The sequence below is a fragment of the Ancylomarina sp. YFZ004 genome (assembly GCF_054254355.1).
Genome location: NZ_JBTCHQ010000004.1, coordinates 31710 through 49480, shown reverse-complemented (window position 1 = coordinate 49480; position 17771 = coordinate 31710). Strand labels below are relative to the sequence as shown.

The window sequence follows — 17771 nt, the reverse complement described above, 5'->3', positions numbered from 1 at the left end:
TACAAAATAAAAATAGAATACGATGAATTCAAAAGTTACTATGCCATGGGAAAACAGACCCGAAGGCTCCAATGATATTATGTGGCGTTATTCACAAAACCCAGTAATTGGAAGATATGATATTCCCTCATCGAATAGTATTTTCAATTCTGCCGTTGTTCCTTTCGAAGATGGCTATGCTGGTGTATTTCGCTGTGATAACAAATCTGTCCAAATGAATATTTTTGCTGGCTTTAGCAAGGATGGAATCAATTGGGATATCAATCACGAACCAATCGAAATGATAGCTGGTAATACTGAAATGATTGATTCAGATTACAAGTATGATCCACGTGTTTGTTTTATCGAAGATCGTTATTGGGTAACCTGGTGTAACGGGTATCATGGACCAACTATTGGTATCGCTTATACTTTCGATTTCAAAACCTTTCACCAGTGCGAGAATGCATTCTTGCCATTCAACCGAAATGGCGTTTTATTTCCCGAAAAGATCGATGGTAAATATGCCATGCTAAGTCGCCCTAGTGATAATGGACACACACCTTTCGGCGATATCTATATTAGTTATAGTCCTGATATGAAATATTGGGGAGAGCATCGTTGTGTTATGAAAGTATCTCCTTTTGAAGATAGTGCATGGCAGTGTACTAAAATTGGAGCTGGTTCTGTACCTATTCGTACTGAAGATGGATGGTTATTATTCTATCACGGTGTAATTAACACATGTAATGGCTTCCGATATTCTATGGGTGCAGCTTTATTAGATCTAGAGAATCCAGATAAGGTTCTATACCGTTCAAAAGATTACTTATTAGCTCCAGCAGCACCTTACGAACTTACTGGTGATGTACCTAATGTAGTCTTCCCTTGTGCAGCATTAACCGAAGGAGATAAGGTAGCTGTATATTATGGCGCTGCTGATACTGTAGTCGGTATGTCTTTTGGGTACATTTCAGAAATCATTGAACATCTTAAAAATAAATCATTATAAATTTAAGAATACTCAACAGCGTTAATCGCAATAGTAAATATTCTTAGATTTGTAAGAACGAAATAATTCAACTCGATATCAATTCGTGTTGAATAAGACCGATACAGAATTTGATAACCATTATAGATAATCGCTTGGCTAGTGAACTTTTAATTGGTTGATTCAAATTCGTATCGGTATTAAAAATATTGGTAGACACGAAATAATTAAGCTCAATTCAGATGAAGAAAATCATATTCGTACTTCTTTTATGCATTAGTTTTTCTTGCACAAAAAAAGAACATTTCCTTAAGGACGAAAATTACAGAAGTGAGATCACATCAAAATTTGAATCTCGAAGTCAGATTTTTCAGAATAGAAAGACAGATTTATTAGATGTTTTTAATCTTCCAATTTCATTAAGAGAAAAAGAAGCTTTAATGTTTCTGTACGCATATATGCCACTCAATGATTTAGCTGATTATTCTGGTGATTTTTTCCTTGAACAAGTTAAATATGCCTTTAAAACTCAGAATGAATTTCCATGGGGCAAATCGGTATCAGAAGACAATTTCCGTCACTTTGTTCTACCCTATCGCGTCAATAATGAAAATTTAGATTCTGCCAGATCTGTGTTCTTTAATGAACTTAAGCCGCGATTAAAGGGTTTCACTATGCATGAGGCTGCTTTAGAAGTTAACCACTGGTGTCACGAAAAAGTTACTTATATCGGAGCTGATATTAGAACATCTGCTCCACTAGCTACTGTTAAAAATGCCAAAGGTCGCTGTGGAGAAGAATCAACATTTACAGTTGCAGCCTATCGTGCAGTTGGTATACCTGCTCGTCAGTGTTACACCCCACGTTGGGCACATTGCGATGATAATCATGCCTGGGTTGAGGTCTGTGTTGATGGCAAATGGCAATATGTAGGCGCTTGTGAACCAGAAGCTGAATTAAACCTGGGATGGTTTACTCAATCAGCAAAAAAAGCCATGTTAGTCCACACCAAAGTATTTGGGAAATACAAAGGCAATGAAAGAGTTACCTATCAGACTGATAATTTCTCTGAATTAAATCTCCTGGAAAAATATACAAAAACCCAAGAAATAACGATTCAAGTCGTAGATGAAAAAGGAAAATCTATTAAAGATGCAGAGGTACATTATTCGGTTTTAAACTACGCTGAATTTTATCCTCTTGTCACAAAGAGAACAAACAATGAAGGCATTAGTAAATTTACAACTGGCATTGGTAGTCTATTTATTTGGGTGAACAAGGGTGATTTATATGCCTTTAAAGATATTGACATTACTAAGACAAAGCATCTTGAAATAAGCTTGAGTAAAAATTCTAAAATAACTGATCAAGAATTTAATTTTGATCTAAACCCTTCTAAACAAGGAGGACTTAGTCGATCAACACCTCATAATTCTGAAAATGATGCCAAACTAAAAAATGAAGATCAGATTAGAAAAGCTTATGAAAATACTTTTATTTCAGAAAATAAGATCATCGCATTTGCATCTAAACATCAAATCGATCAGGAATTAAGCCTTGAATACCTTCAAAAATCAAGAGGTAATTATGCCGAAATCATAAGCTTTATCGAACAAGTACCGGCTGATAAAAAAGATCTCATCTTTCCATTACTCGAAGTGATATCAGAAAAAGATTTGCATGATACCCCAGCTTCTGTTCTTTTAGATCATATCTTATATTCGCCCGAGACAACAGATATTAATGAGATTTACAAGAACTATATTCTGAACCCTAGAATTAAGAATGAGATTCTTTCTCCTTTTAGAACTGAAATTCTTTCTAAATTCGAAAAAGAATTCAATGACCCAAAAAGAGCTAATTCTACAAGCATAAAAGACTGGATTAGCAAAAATATCAAGCTAACAGAAAAAGAGAATTATTACAAAACCCCTTTAACTCCTTTAGGAAGTTTAGAATTAAAAACGACTGACTCTGAATCAAGAGACATTCTTTATGTTGCTATCTGCAGAAGCTTTGGTATTGCATCTCGTATCGAACCTGCTACTCTTAAAGCTCAGTATTATTTTGAAAATAAGTGGCAAAACGTCCAATTCAAAGTCAGTAAGGAGAAAAAGGAAGCTTATGCTTATATCTCACTTAAAAATACCACTAAGGACTTTGAAATAGATCCAGAATATTTTAAAAACTTCACCATTGCTCGTGTTCAAGATGGGAAATACAAAAGCCTTGAATTCGATTTCATGAAAAAGCTCTCAGCATTTGATTCAAAGTTATCCTTACAAGTAGGAACTTATATGCTTACAACGTCAAACAGAAAACTAAACGGTGGCGTTTTATCAAAAGTTTCATTCTTCGAAGTGAAGGCCAACACAACAAGTCAAGTGGGAGTTGATATTCCAAAAATTAATTACACCAATCAGGTATACTGCGATCTTGACCTTAATAGCAATAGCCAACTTAAAAACTTAGCAAAAGATCAATTTTTAATCATTGGTTGGTTGGCCCCAGATAAAGAACCAACAAAGCACGCCTTAGTCGATTTTAATAAACTAAAATCTGAATTCGAGAATGAGGAAGTTTCAATTGCTTTCATTATTCCTAAAGAAAAACAGACTGAATCTTTCAGTATTAAGGATCATAAACTACCAAAACAAACCCAATTTATTGAAGACAATCAGCTACTTCAACAGTTGGAAATTAAAACTGGACAAAGCCTAAAAAATGCATATCCAGTGTTCTGTATTGTAAAACCCAATGCGGATGTTGTTTATCTGAATAAAGGTTATAAAATTGACATTGGTTTAGAAATACTTAAGCTAACAAAACAGCTAAAGAGAGATTCAGAACAATGCAGATTCATAAAATAAATCAAGTAAAAAACATTCTTTAATGAGAAACTATTTCATAATATCTAGTCTTATCTTAATCACTCTTTTTTCATGTGAGGATAAGAATAAAAAGGATATCCTTATCAATGTATCAACTAGTATCGTTAACCCAAATCATTACATTGTTTCTAAAACAGCAGAAGATATTCAGATAGATGGTGTAGCAGATGAATCGAGTTGGAAATCGGCTCAATACACAGAATCTTTTATTGACATTGAAGGTATTAAAATCCCCAAATACGACACAAAAGTGAAAATGTTATGGGATGACAAATATTTATACGTTTACTCACAAATGGAAGAACCACATGTATGGGGAAACCTGAAACAAAGAGATACTGTTATTTTCTACAACAATGATTTTGAAATCTTTGTAGATCCATCGGGAACAGCAACAAATTATGTGGAGATAGAAATAAACGCTTTAGGTACTGTTTGGGATTTAGCTTTAAACAAGCCCTACAGAGTTGGTGGAAAAGCAAATGATTCTTGGAATGTAGATGGCCTAAAGTCGGCTGTAAATATTGTAGGTTCGCTAAATCAATCGGATGATACCGACAAGCAGTGGTCAGTAGAGTTTGCTATACCTTTAATCGATTTGATAGAACAAAAGCAGATAGATAAAAATCTACCAATTGAAGGAGAACAATGGCGTATCAACTTCTCTCGCGTTGAATGGGAACATGATTTAATCGATGGGAAATATCAGCGTAAAAAAGAAAATGATAAATACTTAAGTGAATACAATTGGGTTTGGAGTCAGCAGAATGTAATTAATATGCACGAACCTGAAAAATGGGGATTTCTTCAGTTTACAGAGCAAAATTCGAGTGAATCTACTGAGTTTATTGCTGATACTGATATGCAAATAAAGCAAATAGCTTATGCTCTATTCAGAGATATTAGATTTGGTGCAAACCAAGTTTTACTTGAAAAGAAAGAAGGATTTCATCAAACAATAAAAGCTCAGTATGCAGATAATCAATTTGTAAGTGCAGAATTTATAAAAACAGAAACAGGCTTTTCAATAACAATCAAAAATACAGAAACAAAAAACGCCTTCATTATAAACGAAGAAGGTGTCTTAAAATCAAAACAATAAAACATGCAATTATATCCGATCAAATTCACTCCAATTGCCAAAGAAACCATTTGGGGAGGAAATAAATTAAAAACTGTTCTCTCTAAGGATTTCCCTTCGAACCAAAAAATTGGCGAAAGTTGGGAGATATCAGGCGTTAAAAATGACATCTCAATTGTAGCAAATGGTCACCTGAAAGGCGAAAGCTTAAATAAGCTAATCACAGATCTGGGAGCTCGTCTTCTGGGAGATAAAGTGTATCAAAAATTTGGAAACGAATTCCCACTGCTTATTAAGTTCATCGATGCTAACGATGCACTATCCATACAAGTTCATCCTGATGATGTACTAGCAAAAGAACGTCATAATTCTTTTGGTAAAACTGAAATGTGGTACGTATTAGATGCTGAAAAAGACGCCAATTTAATCGTAGGTTTTAATCAGGAGGTCGATAAAAAAATCTATCAGCAAAAATTAGACGAAGGTAAACTTGAAGATATTCTTAATGCTGAAAATGTTGAAAATGGTTCTTGCTATTTCATTCCTGCAGGTCGTGTTCATGCTATTGGTAAAGGCATACTTCTAGCCGAAATTCAACAAACATCGGATATCACATACCGAATGTACGATTGGAACAGAGTAGATAAAATGGGTAAGTCTAGAGAACTTCATACCGAGCTTGCAGTCGATGCTATTGATTACACGCAAGAGAAAGAGTATGCAACACAATATACGGCTGAAACAAACAAAACCACACAGCTAGCGAGTTGCGAATATTTCACAACCAATCGTTTGGTTTTCGATAAGACTATAGATTGTAATTACTCTGACTTAGATTCATTTGTAATTTTTATTTGTTTGGATGGTGAATTCGAAATTAATTATAGCAATCAGGAGAAAACACATGTAAAAAAGGGAGAAAGTATTTTAATTCCTTCAGAACTAAAACATCTAACGCTTAACCCAATAGGTAAAGCTGAATATTTAGAAGTCCACCTATAATATTTTATAAAACTCAACCTTATATAATTTAAAACAATTAGAATGAAAGAATTATTCATCCTTATAATCGGTATTGTTCTTATAAGCTGTAACCCGCCCGAGAAACAAAAAGACACTCAAATAGAAGACAATTTCACTTTTGCCACATGGGCACATGCCGAAAAGGAATTTGACAAAGAAGCCTGGACAAAGAAGTTCACACAATATCAGGAACTGGGTATTTCAGAAGTCTTAGTAGGTGGTGATCATGAATCACTTGCTGAAATAGTAGCTTTAGCAGCTGACTTTAAGATTAAAATACACGCTTGGATGTGGACCCTTAATCAACCTAACAATGAAATTACCAATAAACATCCTGAATGGTATGCAGTAAACCGACTGGGTAAAAATTCACTTGAATACAGAGCCTATGTTGATTATTATCAATGGCTGAGTCCATTTCATCCTGAAGCCAGAGAATACATTAAAAGTAATGTTAGAAAACTAACTAAGATTAAAGGTTTAGCATCGATTCATTTGGATTACGTTAGATATGTTGATGTCATTTTAGGAGCTGATCTTCAACCCAAATATGATTTGGTACAAAATACGGAGATGCCGGAATATGATTTTGGTTACCATCCAATTGCTCGTGAAGGTTTCAAAAAGATATTTGATAAGGACCCTATGGATTTTGAACATCCTGAGTTAAGCACAGAATGGCGTCAGTACCGATTAAATGCGATTACAAGCTTGGTAAACGAGCTTGTTGATATTGCACACGCAGAAAACCATAAAATGACTGCTGCTGTATTCCCATTCCCTGAAATGGCTAGACAAATGGTTAGACAGGCTTGGAACGATTGGAATCTAGATGCGGCCTACCCGATGCTTTACCAAAATTTCTATCGTGAAAATATCAACTGGATTGGATTTGCAACAGAACAAGGTGTAAGAGATGTTGATTTTCCTGTAATTGCAGGCTTATATAGTCCAGGCTTAAGAAAACCTGAAGATCTTGAGAAAGCCATACGACTGGCAAAAGAAAAAGGAGCTAAAGGCATTTCAATTTTTAGCGCTGATGACCTAACTGAAGAACAAAAAGCTATTTTCATCAAGTTGAAAAAAGAACTTCAAAACAAATAAGCTATAGTCAGATGTATACCAAAGAAGCCTGTGTCGAAAATTTAAATGAAGCCATTAAAGCTGAACAATTAGGTGCAGATAGAATAGAACTTTGTGCTAATTTAAATGTGGGGGGAACGACCCCCGCATTTGAATTGATACAAGAAGTAAAGAACAAACTAAACATTCCTATAAGGGTAATGATTAGACCCAGAGGCGGTGACTTTATCTATTCCAATGTTGAAATTGAATGCATGCAGACTCAAATAGAATATTGTAAAAAACTGAAGCTTGACGCTGTTGTTTTTGGCATTTCTAATTCTGACAAAACTTTAGATATTAAATCAATAAAGAAGTTAGCTCAAAAAGCTTATCCCTTAAAAGTCGTTATTCATAAAGCTATTGATGAAACGCCTGATATCGTTCAGGCCTGTAAAGATCTGATTTCAACAGAACAAATCACAACGATATTGACATCAGGAGGCAAAGAAACAGCAGAAGAAGGCTTGCTAATTTTAAAATCTCTGGTTGACATAGCTGGAGACAAAATTGAAATAATGCCAGCAGGAAAAATCACTAAGATCAATATCGAAAGGCTCCATGATTTTCTATACGCAAGAGCTTATCATGGAAAACTGATTGTAGGGAAATTATTCTGAATAATCACCTTCCTTCTTTAATTGAAAATTAAACAAGTTGATGATGTCATGTTTATCGCACAATAAAGCAAGGCATATATAACCTAAACATAAAACCCAACTCATTATGAAGTCATTGACTTTTTTTCTTATCTCAACATTTAGCTTTTTAAGTTTAACCAATTTAAATGCTCAAGATAAGGATCTAACACAATATGTCGATCCCTTTATCGGGACACAGGAAATGGGACATACTTTTCCTGGAGCATGCGCTCCATTCGGAATGGTTCAGCTAAGCCCTGATACCGATAGTATCTTATTTTCTACAAACGGAAAATACAATAAAGATGTTTACCGTTACTGTGCCGGTTACCAATACACCGATAAATCTATTGTTGGTTTTAGTCACACCCATTTAAGTGGAACAGGTCATGCTGATTTAGGTGATTTTTTGATTATGCCAACTGTTGGTGAAGTGCAATACAATCCTGGAACAATCGAAAACACAAAAAATGGTTACCGTTCGATGTATCGTAAAGAAACGGAAAAAGCAGAGCCTGGATACTATACTGTAGAACTTGATGATTATAAGATTAAGGCTGAATTAACCGCAACACAGCGAGTCGGATTTCATCAATACACATTTCCCAAAACGGATGAGGCACATATCATCTTAGATTTGAACCATGGTATTTACAATTACGATGGTAAAGTCTTATGGTCAACTCTAAGAGTTGAAAACGATACCCTTGTAACCGGTTATAGAATTACACGCGGGTGGGCTCGAACCAACTACCTTTATTTTGCAATCAGTTTTTCTAAGCCAATTAAAAATTATGGCTGTCAGAATGATGAAAAAGTGATCTACAATGGATTCTGGAGAAAGTTCGATGAAACCAAGAATTTCCCTGAAATGGCAGGTAAGGCTTTAACGGCTAATTTCGACTTTTCAACTGAGGAAAATGAACAAGTAAAAATCAAGTTTGCTCTTTCAGCAGTTAGTACCGAAGGTGCTCTTAAGAACCTAAAAGCTGAAGTTCCACACTTTGATTTTGATCGTACAAGAGCTGAAACAAAAGCTACTTGGAATAATGAGTTGAACAAGATTGACGTAACAGCATCCAACGAAAAGAAGACGACATTATATACGTCTCTCTATCACTCTTTTATATCTCCAGTAGAATATATGGATGTGGATGGCAAGTATCGAGGTTTGGATCACAATATTCATCAAGCTGAAGGATTTACAAATTATACCGTATTCTCATTGTGGGATACCTACAGAGCACAACATCCTTTGCTTTCCCTTATTCAGCCCAAGCGTTCGTCTGACATGATTAATTCTATGTTGGCACATTATGAGCAATCAGTCCATAAAGTTTTACCTGTTTGGAGTCATTTTGGAAACGAAAATTGGTGTATGATTGGTTATCATGCCGTACCTGTAATTGCCGACGCCTGGGTAAATGGCTTACGAGGCTTTGATTCTGAAAAAGCTTTGGAGGCTTGTATCGCAAGTGCTAACTACAAGATGTATGATGGAATTGGGGATTACAAAAAATACAATTACGTCCCACACGAAACCAGTAGAGTTGGGGCATCCATAACTCTTGAATATGCCTATGATGACTATACTATTGCTCAACTTGCTAAGTCAATGGGGAAATCGAACATAGAGAAAGAGTATATGGAGCGATCGGAATACTGGAGAAATTTATTTGATGAAGAATCAGGATACGTAAGAGCAAAAACAAAAGCTGGCGAATGGGTTTCACCTTTCGATCCTATGGATACCCATGCAGCAGGCTTTATTGAAGGAAATTCGTGGAACTACTCCTTGTATGTTCCTCAAAATGTAAATGGTTTGGCTAATAAAATGGGGGGTTCTGAGCGTTTTTCAGAACATCTGGACTCACTTTTCACCATGCATATTCCAGATAAATATTTCGCGCACAACGAAGATATTACCCGAGAAGGTATTATGGGTGGATATGTACATGGAAACGAGCCTAGTCATCACGTAGCTTATATGTACAATTGGGCTGGAAAACCATGGAAAACTCAAGAGCGCATTCATGAGATCATGAAAACAAAATACTTGAATAAACCAGATGGTTTATGTGGCAATGATGATTGTGGTCAAATGTCTGCCTGGTATATTTTCTCATCATTAGGATTCTATCCGGTATGTCCAGGTTCTGGTCAATATGTAATTGGTGCACCTTCGGTTCAGGAAGCAAAAATTAATCTGGAAGATGGAAAGACATTTGTAATAAAAGCACCGAATTACTCTGATAAGAATATATACATCAAATCTGTCACTCTAAATGGAAAAAGCTGGAATAAGAGCTATATCAATCATGCAGATATCGTAAAAGGTGGTGAATTGATATTCAAAATGAGCAAACACCCAAACAAAAAATGGGCAACTAAGTCTGACTCAAAACCAAAATCAACTACCAAATAATAAGTTATTGGGATTTAAATCCGTAAACAAAGGGGAAAGTATCAGTCTTAATAACTGCACTTTCCCCTTTATATTTATTTTCCTTTTTCTTTATCCTTACTCCTTCTCTCCTTCTATTCGCTGGTTCATAATTGCAAAGTTCCATTTGTATTTTTTAGCAAGTATGGCGATTATAACAACAGCAGCAAGTATCATCATGATTAGATCTTTCTTCGGATCAACATGATTATTGACAAATAAAGCAGGCGTTTGTAAAACAGAAGCCTTTGCTGTTACAAAAATTGAGATAAAAATATTGTTGGCAGCATGGGCTCCCATAGCCGTTTCAATACCATCATCAAGTACAGCCATAAGACCAAATACCAAGCCAAAAATAATGTATTGAGGCATAGCAATCCAAAAGCCATATTCTTTAACTTCTGGGTTAAACATATGCAATAAACCAAATACAATAGCTGGTAATAGGGCTACCAACCATCGGTTTCGCGTCCATCGAGCAACGCCCTGAGCCAAATAACCTCTAAAAATAAGCTCTTCGAAAGAGGTTTGAAAAGGAATAATCAAAAGAGAAATAACGATTAATGGAAGGAATAAAGACCAGTTTAAGTTCAACTCATAATACTCTGGGTTCATAGAATAATCAAAAAACATCATGAGGCCAGATATGATCGCCCACACAGCAGCCGAATAGAAAAAACGGTTCCAGCGTATACTCTGTGTTCCATTAATAACCTCTTTGACACTTCGCTTATGAAAAGGCTTTAGAAGCAAGATAAAACCAATCAGTCCAATAATAAATGGAAACATCAACAGAAATAAACTCAGGTTAGGATCAAGTCCCAGCCCACTCAAATCACCTGCATTATCCGGGTTTAGCGTTCCACCATTTACTGTTCCAAAAATAACAGCTATGCCCAAGGGTATGCCTCCAATGGTATTCGCGATTACAAATGCAATAATCGGAAGAAGAAGGTACTTCCACCACTCATTTGGTCCTCTTAGGGCACGTTCTAGAAATCTCATTTTATTCGAGTTTATTTGTTTGATTTATTTCTGATATCAAACCTAATGAAAATTACATAAAGCAAAAAAAAACGCTCAATAGAATTGAACGTTTTTAGATGATATCTTGATATCAAACTATAAAGTCTATGGATAACAAGATTAATATTTTAAGAAAGATTATTTCTTTTTACGCTTCGCATTTCGCTTGGCATTTCTTTTATTAGTCTCTCTTTGTTTCATCAAGCCTTTAGATCCAGAAGGTGTTTTAGAGTTTTTAGCTGATTTCTCATGGAAGCCACTTCCTTTCCTGGCAGCCATTTTGACTCTAACATTTCGTGTCTGTTTCTTCTCATCCTCCAAAAGTTGAGAAGTTAACACAACCCCTTCAGGAATTTCTTCCAATAAAACAGGCTTACCAATTAAAGCTTCAACCTTTTCCATTAATTCCTCTTCATCAATACTCACAAAACTAATCGCAGTACCTGATTTATCGGCACGACCTGTACGACCAACACGGTGAACATACTCCACGTAATTATTTGGCATATCGAAGTTAATCACATGACTCACATTCTCGATATCGATACCACGAGCTGCAACATCAGATGAAACCATCACACGAGCTCTTCCTTCTTTAAATGAATTCAATGCATTCAAACGTGTACTCTGAGCTTTATTACCGTGAATCACACTCAAATCATCACCCAACATATCTTCCAAACGATCTACAATTCTATCTGCATTTCTTTTGGTTTCAGTAAAAATCATCACCTTATTAAAGACTTCTTCATCTTCAAGTAAGAATTTTAAGAGACTCACTTTACTCAAAATATTCTTAACGTGATATTGTTTCTGATGAATATTTTCTACCGTACTTGCTTGAGGAGCAACCTCAATTCGTACAGGTGACACTAAAAAGTCTTCAGCCAATTGATCAACAATATCCGAGAAGGTTGCTGAAAACAAAAGATTCTGATGTCTCTCTGGTAAGATTTCGAAGATAGCCTTAAGCTGAGGCATAAAACCCAAATCCATCATCTTATCAGCCTCATCAATCACTAAAGTCCTGATATTTGTAAACTTAAGGATACGGGTCATATAAATATCCATTAAACGACCGGGTGTCGCAACCATAATATCGACACCATCGTAAACTTGCTCTTTCTGAGTATTGATATTTACCCCTCCATAAAGTGCCAGAGCTCTAAGATTCAAATAAGGAGATAGAAGCTCAATGGTTTCACAAACCTGAACAACCAGCTCACGAGTAGGAACTACAATCAGTGCTCTAGGATCCATTCCTTGAGCATGACCTAACTTCATTAGAATAGGCATCAGATAAGCCAAGGTTTTTCCTGTACCAGTTTGGGCAATTCCAATCACATCCTTACCAGAGCGAATAGGAGAAAATACCTCTTTCTGAATTGAAGTGGCTTTTTCGAAACCTGCATCGGCAAGTGCTTTTAAGATTTGCTTACTTAATTTGATGTCGTTAAATGAACTCATACTCTCTTTTTGTTTGTAGAAATTTGCGCAAAAGTAATCATTTTATTCCGAGTAGACTGATATTGACAAATATTAAAGTCAGCAAAGTGCAATTTAGAATCTAAAATAAGCTCTGCACTTCAGCCTTTAAAAAAGCAATGGCTTCTGCATGAGCCGATTTCTTATCCTGCATATGGGCTTCAATGATAGCCTTACTCAAATTGATAGAACTATCTGAAGGAACAAGTTGCAAAGCTTCAGAATTTACAAGTTGCACCAAGCTTTCTTTGGCAGCCTTAATCAACATCCAAGCCTGTGGCGTAACATACAATTGTTGTGACAGATTGTGTTCATATTCACCTCTAATCATTCCCAATAAAACCTGATGAAGTTGCTGATTGGTCATATCTGCCTGATTTTCGCGAATAACCAGAGATTCCGGATGAATTCTCTCCAATAAAATAATAAGACGTTCGTAAGCCTGCAAACGAATTGGTGTAATGGCTTTCTGATTATTTAGAAAAACATCCAATTTCATTTTCTTTTCTTCCTTCACTAGCATCGCTTTTATAAGGAAATAAGCAGTTGCAAAAACAACTAAGGCAGGTAATGTGTATTTTAATAGTTCAAGCATCGAATTTATATAGGTGTTGAGTAAATGATATCGCTTAATTTACGTTTCAAATTTGAAACGACTTAGTCAATGTTATAATTCATACTAAATAAAAATAGAGAGAATAAGTTTTACATCTTAAATTGGAACCATTGATCTAAACAACTTTAAATCAATAAAATTAATAATAATTCGAAGTCAATTTGTATTAAAGATCGAAGGTGATTTCAATTAAACATAGGCTTCTCAATATGCCTAGCAACATATGAAATGTGTTTAAAAACATTACATTTGTATGACAAATGAAAATTTGACTACCACAAAAGTATCAAGCTATTTTATAAAACCCTAAAAATAAACCATAATGTTGAAGGTTTCAAATCGTATTACTTCAATGGAGCTATCTCCAACGCTTGCCATGTCTCAAATAAGTAGAGATATGAAAGCTCAGGGAATTGATGTGATTAATTTAAGTGTAGGAGAACCCGATTTTAAAACCCCAAATCATATTAAGGAGGCTGCACACAATGCCATTCTTAACAACTATTCATATTACTCTCCTATTCCTGGATTCTTAGAATTAAGAGAAGCAATTTGCACCAAACTCAAACGAGACAATAAGCTGTCGTTTACACCCGAGCAAATTGTCGTTTCAAATGGAGCAAAGCAATCCATTCTTAACGTCATGATGTCTGTTGTTAATCCAGGTGATGAGGTTCTAATTCCAAGTCCATATTGGGTCAGTTATGTTGAGATCGTAAAATTAGCTCAAGGTAAAAATGTCTTTATCCCTGCCGGAATAGATCAAGATTTTAAAATTACACCAGAACAACTAGAAGCTGCCATTACACCTAAGACCAAAGCCTTTCTTTTTAGTTCTCCCAGTAATCCAACTGGGAGTATTTATTCTAAAGAGGAACTAAAAGCTTTAGCTCAAGTTTTCGGGAAGTACCCTGATATCGTGATTATATCAGACGAAATATATGAGCATATTAACTATATCGATGGACATGAAAGTATAGCTCAATTCGATGAATTAAAAGATCGCGCAGTAATTGTCAATGGTGTTTCAAAAGGTTATGCCATGACGGGATGGCGTATTGGCTATATAGCTGCTCCACTTTGGATTGCACAAGCCTGTACCAAACTACAAGGCCAGATGACCTCGGGTGCCTCTACAATCGCTCAAATGGCATCGGCAGAAGCCCTCAAGGGGGATCAGTCGTGTACGGTAGAGATGAAAATAGCCTTCAAACAAAGAAGAGAAGCTGCTTTTGACTTACTGACTAAGATCCCTGGTTTCGAAATTAAAAAACCAGATGGCGCCTTCTACTTTTTCCCAGACGTATCCAAACTTTTTGGTAAAAGCTGTAATGGCACAATCATAAATAACCCAACCGATCTTAGCCTGTATCTTCTTGATGAAGCTAAAGTAGCCACAGTTACAGGTGTAGCCTTCGGTGCTCCTAACTGTTTAAGACTCTCTTATGCAACCAGTGAAGAGATTATGGCTGAAGCGATTTCAAGAATTAAACTTGCCATTGATAAATTGAACTAAGCTCTAAATATTATACAGATGAAGCTGACTCCACAAGGGTCAGCTTTTCTTTTGCCTTTTAGGCAAGTATGAATCAATAAAATCAGAAAATAATTCAATATAAATCGATATTATCTTCTGTAAATAGAATTCGGGATGTAGCGCAGTCCGGTATCGTACTGGTCTGGGGGACCAGGGGTCGCAAGTTCAAATCTTGTAATCCCGACAAAACATTAAGGAAAATACGAAAGTGTTTTTTTTTCACTTACACTAGAATGCCTTAAAAAACAGTGGAGCAGCCAGTAGGATTTTGGAAACCCCTGGCGAACTTTTTGCAGCAGCCCGAGGAGAGAGCACCATATTTTCTGTATACACAGAACACGAGCTGCAAGCTCGCGCTAACTGAGGGGAGAATCCCATGCTATTGAATCCCATTTAATTTTGCAAATAGGCTAAGGAAGGCTCCTAATTTTTATTTAAAAGAAGTAACTTTAAGATCTTTTAATTACGCCTCATCTACCCTATTTTGCAAATCTTATTTACAAAGATATTGGGATAGATTGTATGTGTAAATATCTTTCTCTCTTCGTGAGGGTTTCAAGCATTAACAAAATAAATCATGAATATAGAGATTGTTGATTATGGTATTTGCCAAGCGATTGGGAATACGACTAAAGATATTAATCCAGATAGTTCGACAGGCTATTTTTTGCATTCTGATAATATGGCGTTCATAGAAAGAACAAATGTAATTTATCCGAGGGTTGATTTGAATTTTGGGATTAGTTACCGATTTGAAACAGATACGGAAGTAGCTGACGTTGTTGAATTTGAATGTAGAATCAAGCATCCTAAGATGATCAATCCTACAAACAATGAAGATTTTACTGAAATCGTAGAGGCTAAAGATGAATGGAGTGATGAGCTGGGATTTGATTTCTATACTTTAGAGTTTGACTGGGAGATTCAGTTTGGGGAGTGGATTTTTGAAATTATCCATGACGGAAAAGTTTTGGCTAGTCAATCGTTTTATTTGAAGGAATAGGGAGAATCCTAAGGGTTAAATTAAGATGAACTGTAGCGTGCTCTCGCTGTACATAAGCACTATGGTACGACATAAGAATTGCGCCCCTGCAAATGTATTTGATCATATTCTTTGAAAATGGATACCAGCGAAAGACGCTCGCACTATCGGGGGAATTTGATTTTTTAATAAGATAAGACCTTCTTAATTTAAATAAGCATATTGTTACAATTAACTTAACAAAACCTTTGCTAATTCAATAATTATTATATTTTTTTGCAACTCATAAAAACAACACTATTATCCCAATGCCAATTACATTAAGCGACACATTACTAGAAATAAAAGACTTCACCTCCATAATTCTAAAAAATGCTGATTTTGAAATTTCAGAAGAACGTTATTCAAAACTAAAAGAATCACACGATTTTCTATCTGATTTTTCTATAGAAAAGATCATCTATGGCATCAATACAGGCCTTGGACCTATGGCTCAGTATAAGATCCAGAAAGACGAACAGGTTCAGTTACAATTGAATCTGATAAGAAGTCATGCTGTTGGAGCGGGTCAGCCTCTTAATGACGCTACCCTTAAGGCGGCAATGTTGGCGCGATTAAGTTCTTTTCTTCAGGGAAAGTCAGGCATCGATTTATCCTGTATCAATCTACTTTGTCAGATGATCAAAAAGAATATTCTTCCTTTCATTCCCGAACATGGTAGTGTTGGTGCGAGTGGCGACCTTGTGCAGTTGGCGCATTTGGCTTTAAATATGATTGGAGAAGGCAAAGTGAAATACAAGGGAGAATGGTGTCCAACTGTTGATATTTTCGAGAAAGAAGGATTAAATCCGATGCATATAAAACTACGTGAGGGATTGGCCATGATCAACGGTACTTCTGTGATGACAGGTATGGGGATCAACAATCTTAAGGAAGCTCAAAGCCTTTTCAATTGGTCTTTAAGCTTGTCGTGTATTATGAACGAGATTGTGGAATCTTTTGACGATCATTTCTCTGATGAGCTCAACTGTGCAAAAAGGCATAAGGGCCAACGTGAGGTTGCCAAACAAATGCAAAACATTCTTGGCGAAAGTAATCGAATACTGAAACGAGAAGACCATTTCTTTACCGAAGAAAATCTGGATCAGAAAATCTTCTCTAAAAAAGTTCAGGAATATTATTCACTAAGATGTGTGCCACAAATTCTGGGTCCGGTTTTGGATACCATCAACAATTGTGCACAAGTACTCGAAGACGAATTAAACTCGGCTAACGATAACCCTATTGTTTCGCTCAGCGAACAAAATGTTTTACATGGGGGCAACTTTCATGGGGATTATATATCCCTTGAAATGGATAAACTTAAAATGGTATGTACTCGAATGAGTATGCTTGCCGAACGACAATTGAATTTCTTATTCAATGATAAAATAAACAAGATTCTACCTCCCTTTATCAATTTAGGTAAACTGGGACTAAATTTGGGTATGCAGGCCATGCAGTTTACAGCAACATCAACCACGGCTGAAAACCAAACACTTTCAAACCCTATGTATGTGCATTCCATACCAAACAATAACGACAACCAGGATATTGTTAGCATGGGAACCAATTCAGCCATTTTGTGCCAGAGAGTTTTAAATAACACCCGACAGGTATTGGCTATACAAATCATTGCTATTTGTCAGGCTGTCGATTACCTAAAAATTGAATCGAATCTATCGCCGTTCACTCGTGAACTTTATCAGATGGCAAGACATATAGTGCCCATCTTTATAGAAGATAGTCCAAAGTATGAAGAAATAGCAGCCATAGAAAAATTGATTATGGAAACAGAAATCACGCTACCTAAATCAGTTGTGAAAGAAGAATTAGTAAGTCTATAACGAGTTTTTAGATTCATAAGTTGAAAGTACTTAGACTTAAACGAAACAACTTTAGGCACTTTAAGTAT

12 protein-coding genes, 1 tRNA gene and 1 pseudogene are annotated in these 17771 nt (G+C 35.8%); 11 read left to right on the top strand and 3 right to left on the bottom strand.

The genetic code is table 11. The features are described 5' to 3' along the window. Nucleotides 1-22 precede the first annotated feature (22 nt). The 7 genes and pseudogenes from ACXR6G_RS07985 to ACXR6G_RS07955 form a co-directional block, all read left to right on the top strand. On the top strand, nt 23-991 hold the full coding sequence (locus ACXR6G_RS07985; RefSeq protein WP_458360893.1) for a glycoside hydrolase family 130 protein: 969 nt from the start codon (nt 23-25) through the stop codon (nt 989-991). A gap of 221 nt (nt 992-1212) precedes the next feature. After that, entirely contained in the window at nt 1213-3840 is a 2628-nt protein-coding gene (locus tag ACXR6G_RS07980) for a transglutaminase-like domain-containing protein (protein ID WP_458360892.1), read from the top strand. Nucleotides 3841-3862: 22 nt separating this feature from the next. Then, the gene (locus tag ACXR6G_RS07975; protein WP_458360891.1) at nt 3863-4963 is read left to right on the top strand and encodes a carbohydrate-binding family 9-like protein; all 1101 of its coding nucleotides are present in this window, start codon (nt 3863-3865) and stop codon (nt 4961-4963) included. Nucleotides 4964-4966: 3 nt separating this feature from the next. Beyond that, nucleotides 4967-5944 (top strand): type I phosphomannose isomerase catalytic subunit, encoded by a 978-nt coding sequence (locus ACXR6G_RS07970; protein WP_458360890.1) that lies wholly within the window; start codon nt 4967-4969, stop codon nt 5942-5944. Between the two features lie 42 nt (nt 5945-5986). Next, nucleotides 5987-7069, top strand: coding sequence for a family 10 glycosylhydrolase (locus ACXR6G_RS07965; RefSeq protein ID WP_458360889.1), 1083 nt, complete (start codon nt 5987-5989; stop codon nt 7067-7069). A gap of 11 nt (nt 7070-7080) precedes the next feature. Beyond that, on the top strand, nt 7081-7707 hold the full coding sequence (locus ACXR6G_RS07960) for a copper homeostasis protein CutC (protein WP_458360888.1): 627 nt from the start codon (nt 7081-7083) through the stop codon (nt 7705-7707). 100 nt (nt 7708-7807) lie between these two features. After that, nucleotides 7808-10153: pseudogene (locus ACXR6G_RS07955) on the top strand (GH92 family glycosyl hydrolase); the annotation flags it as partial. 96 nt (nt 10154-10249) lie between these two features. On the opposite strand, the gene ACXR6G_RS07950 reads toward ACXR6G_RS07955, so the two are convergent. From ACXR6G_RS07950 to ACXR6G_RS07940, 3 genes are all read right to left on the bottom strand, one after another. After that, nucleotides 10250-11176, bottom strand: a complete 927-nt coding sequence (locus ACXR6G_RS07950; RefSeq protein ID WP_458360887.1) for a CPBP family intramembrane glutamic endopeptidase — start codon at nt 11174-11176, stop codon at nt 10250-10252. 159 nt (nt 11177-11335) lie between these two features. Beyond that, nucleotides 11336-12664 carry a DEAD/DEAH box helicase gene (locus ACXR6G_RS07945; RefSeq protein WP_458360886.1) on the bottom strand — a complete coding sequence of 443 codons (1329 nt, stop codon included), beginning with the start codon at nt 12662-12664 and terminating at the stop codon, nt 11336-11338. Nucleotides 12665-12764: 100 nt separating this feature from the next. Next, nucleotides 12765-13277: a DUF7935 family protein gene (locus ACXR6G_RS07940; protein ID WP_458360885.1), complete on the bottom strand. Its 513-nt coding sequence runs from the start codon at nt 13275-13277 to the stop codon at nt 12765-12767. Nucleotides 13278-13620: 343 nt separating this feature from the next. On the opposite strand from ACXR6G_RS07940, the gene ACXR6G_RS07935 reads away from it, so the two are divergent. The 4 genes from ACXR6G_RS07935 (at nt 13621) to ACXR6G_RS07920 (ending at nt 17703) form a co-directional block, all read left to right on the top strand. Beyond that, nucleotides 13621-14814 (top strand): pyridoxal phosphate-dependent aminotransferase, encoded by a 1194-nt coding sequence (locus tag ACXR6G_RS07935; protein WP_458360884.1) that lies wholly within the window; start codon nt 13621-13623, stop codon nt 14812-14814. Nucleotides 14815-14945: 131 nt separating this feature from the next. Then, nucleotides 14946-15019 (top strand) — tRNA-Pro (locus ACXR6G_RS07930). Between the two features lie 393 nt (nt 15020-15412). Then, the gene (locus ACXR6G_RS07925; RefSeq protein ID WP_458360883.1) at nt 15413-15838 is read left to right on the top strand and encodes a DUF3859 domain-containing protein; all 426 of its coding nucleotides are present in this window, start codon (nt 15413-15415) and stop codon (nt 15836-15838) included. 287 nt (nt 15839-16125) lie between these two features. Further along, a complete protein-coding gene (locus tag ACXR6G_RS07920) occupies nt 16126-17703 on the top strand; it encodes an HAL/PAL/TAL family ammonia-lyase (protein ID WP_458360882.1) in 1578 nt (525 codons plus the stop codon). The last annotated feature ends 68 nt before the right edge of the window (nt 17704-17771 follow it).

Bases quoted from the DNA above. Each gene is read 5' to 3' on its own strand.
- ACXR6G_RS07985 (WP_458360893.1), top strand. From the start codon at position 23: ATGAATTCAAAAGTTACTATGCCATGGGAAAACAGACCCGAAGGCTCC.
- ACXR6G_RS07980 (WP_458360892.1), top strand. From the start codon at position 1,213: ATGAAGAAAATCATATTCGTACTTCTTTTATGCATTAGTTTTTCTTGC.
- ACXR6G_RS07975 (WP_458360891.1), top strand. From the start codon at position 3,863: ATGAGAAACTATTTCATAATATCTAGTCTTATCTTAATCACTCTTTTT.
- ACXR6G_RS07970 (WP_458360890.1), top strand. From the start codon at position 4,967: ATGCAATTATATCCGATCAAATTCACTCCAATTGCCAAAGAAACCATT.
- ACXR6G_RS07965 (WP_458360889.1), top strand. From the start codon at position 5,987: ATGAAAGAATTATTCATCCTTATAATCGGTATTGTTCTTATAAGCTGT.
- ACXR6G_RS07960 (WP_458360888.1), top strand. From the start codon at position 7,081: ATGTATACCAAAGAAGCCTGTGTCGAAAATTTAAATGAAGCCATTAAA.
- ACXR6G_RS07950 (WP_458360887.1), bottom strand. From the start codon at position 11,176: ATGAGATTTCTAGAACGTGCCCTAAGAGGACCAAATGAGTGGTGGAAG.
- ACXR6G_RS07945 (WP_458360886.1), bottom strand. From the start codon at position 12,664: ATGAGTTCATTTAACGACATCAAATTAAGTAAGCAAATCTTAAAAGCA.
- ACXR6G_RS07940 (WP_458360885.1), bottom strand. From the start codon at position 13,277: ATGCTTGAACTATTAAAATACACATTACCTGCCTTAGTTGTTTTTGCA.
- ACXR6G_RS07935 (WP_458360884.1), top strand. From the start codon at position 13,621: ATGTTGAAGGTTTCAAATCGTATTACTTCAATGGAGCTATCTCCAACG.
- ACXR6G_RS07925 (WP_458360883.1), top strand. From the start codon at position 15,413: ATGAATATAGAGATTGTTGATTATGGTATTTGCCAAGCGATTGGGAAT.
- ACXR6G_RS07920 (WP_458360882.1), top strand. From the start codon at position 16,126: ATGCCAATTACATTAAGCGACACATTACTAGAAATAAAAGACTTCACC.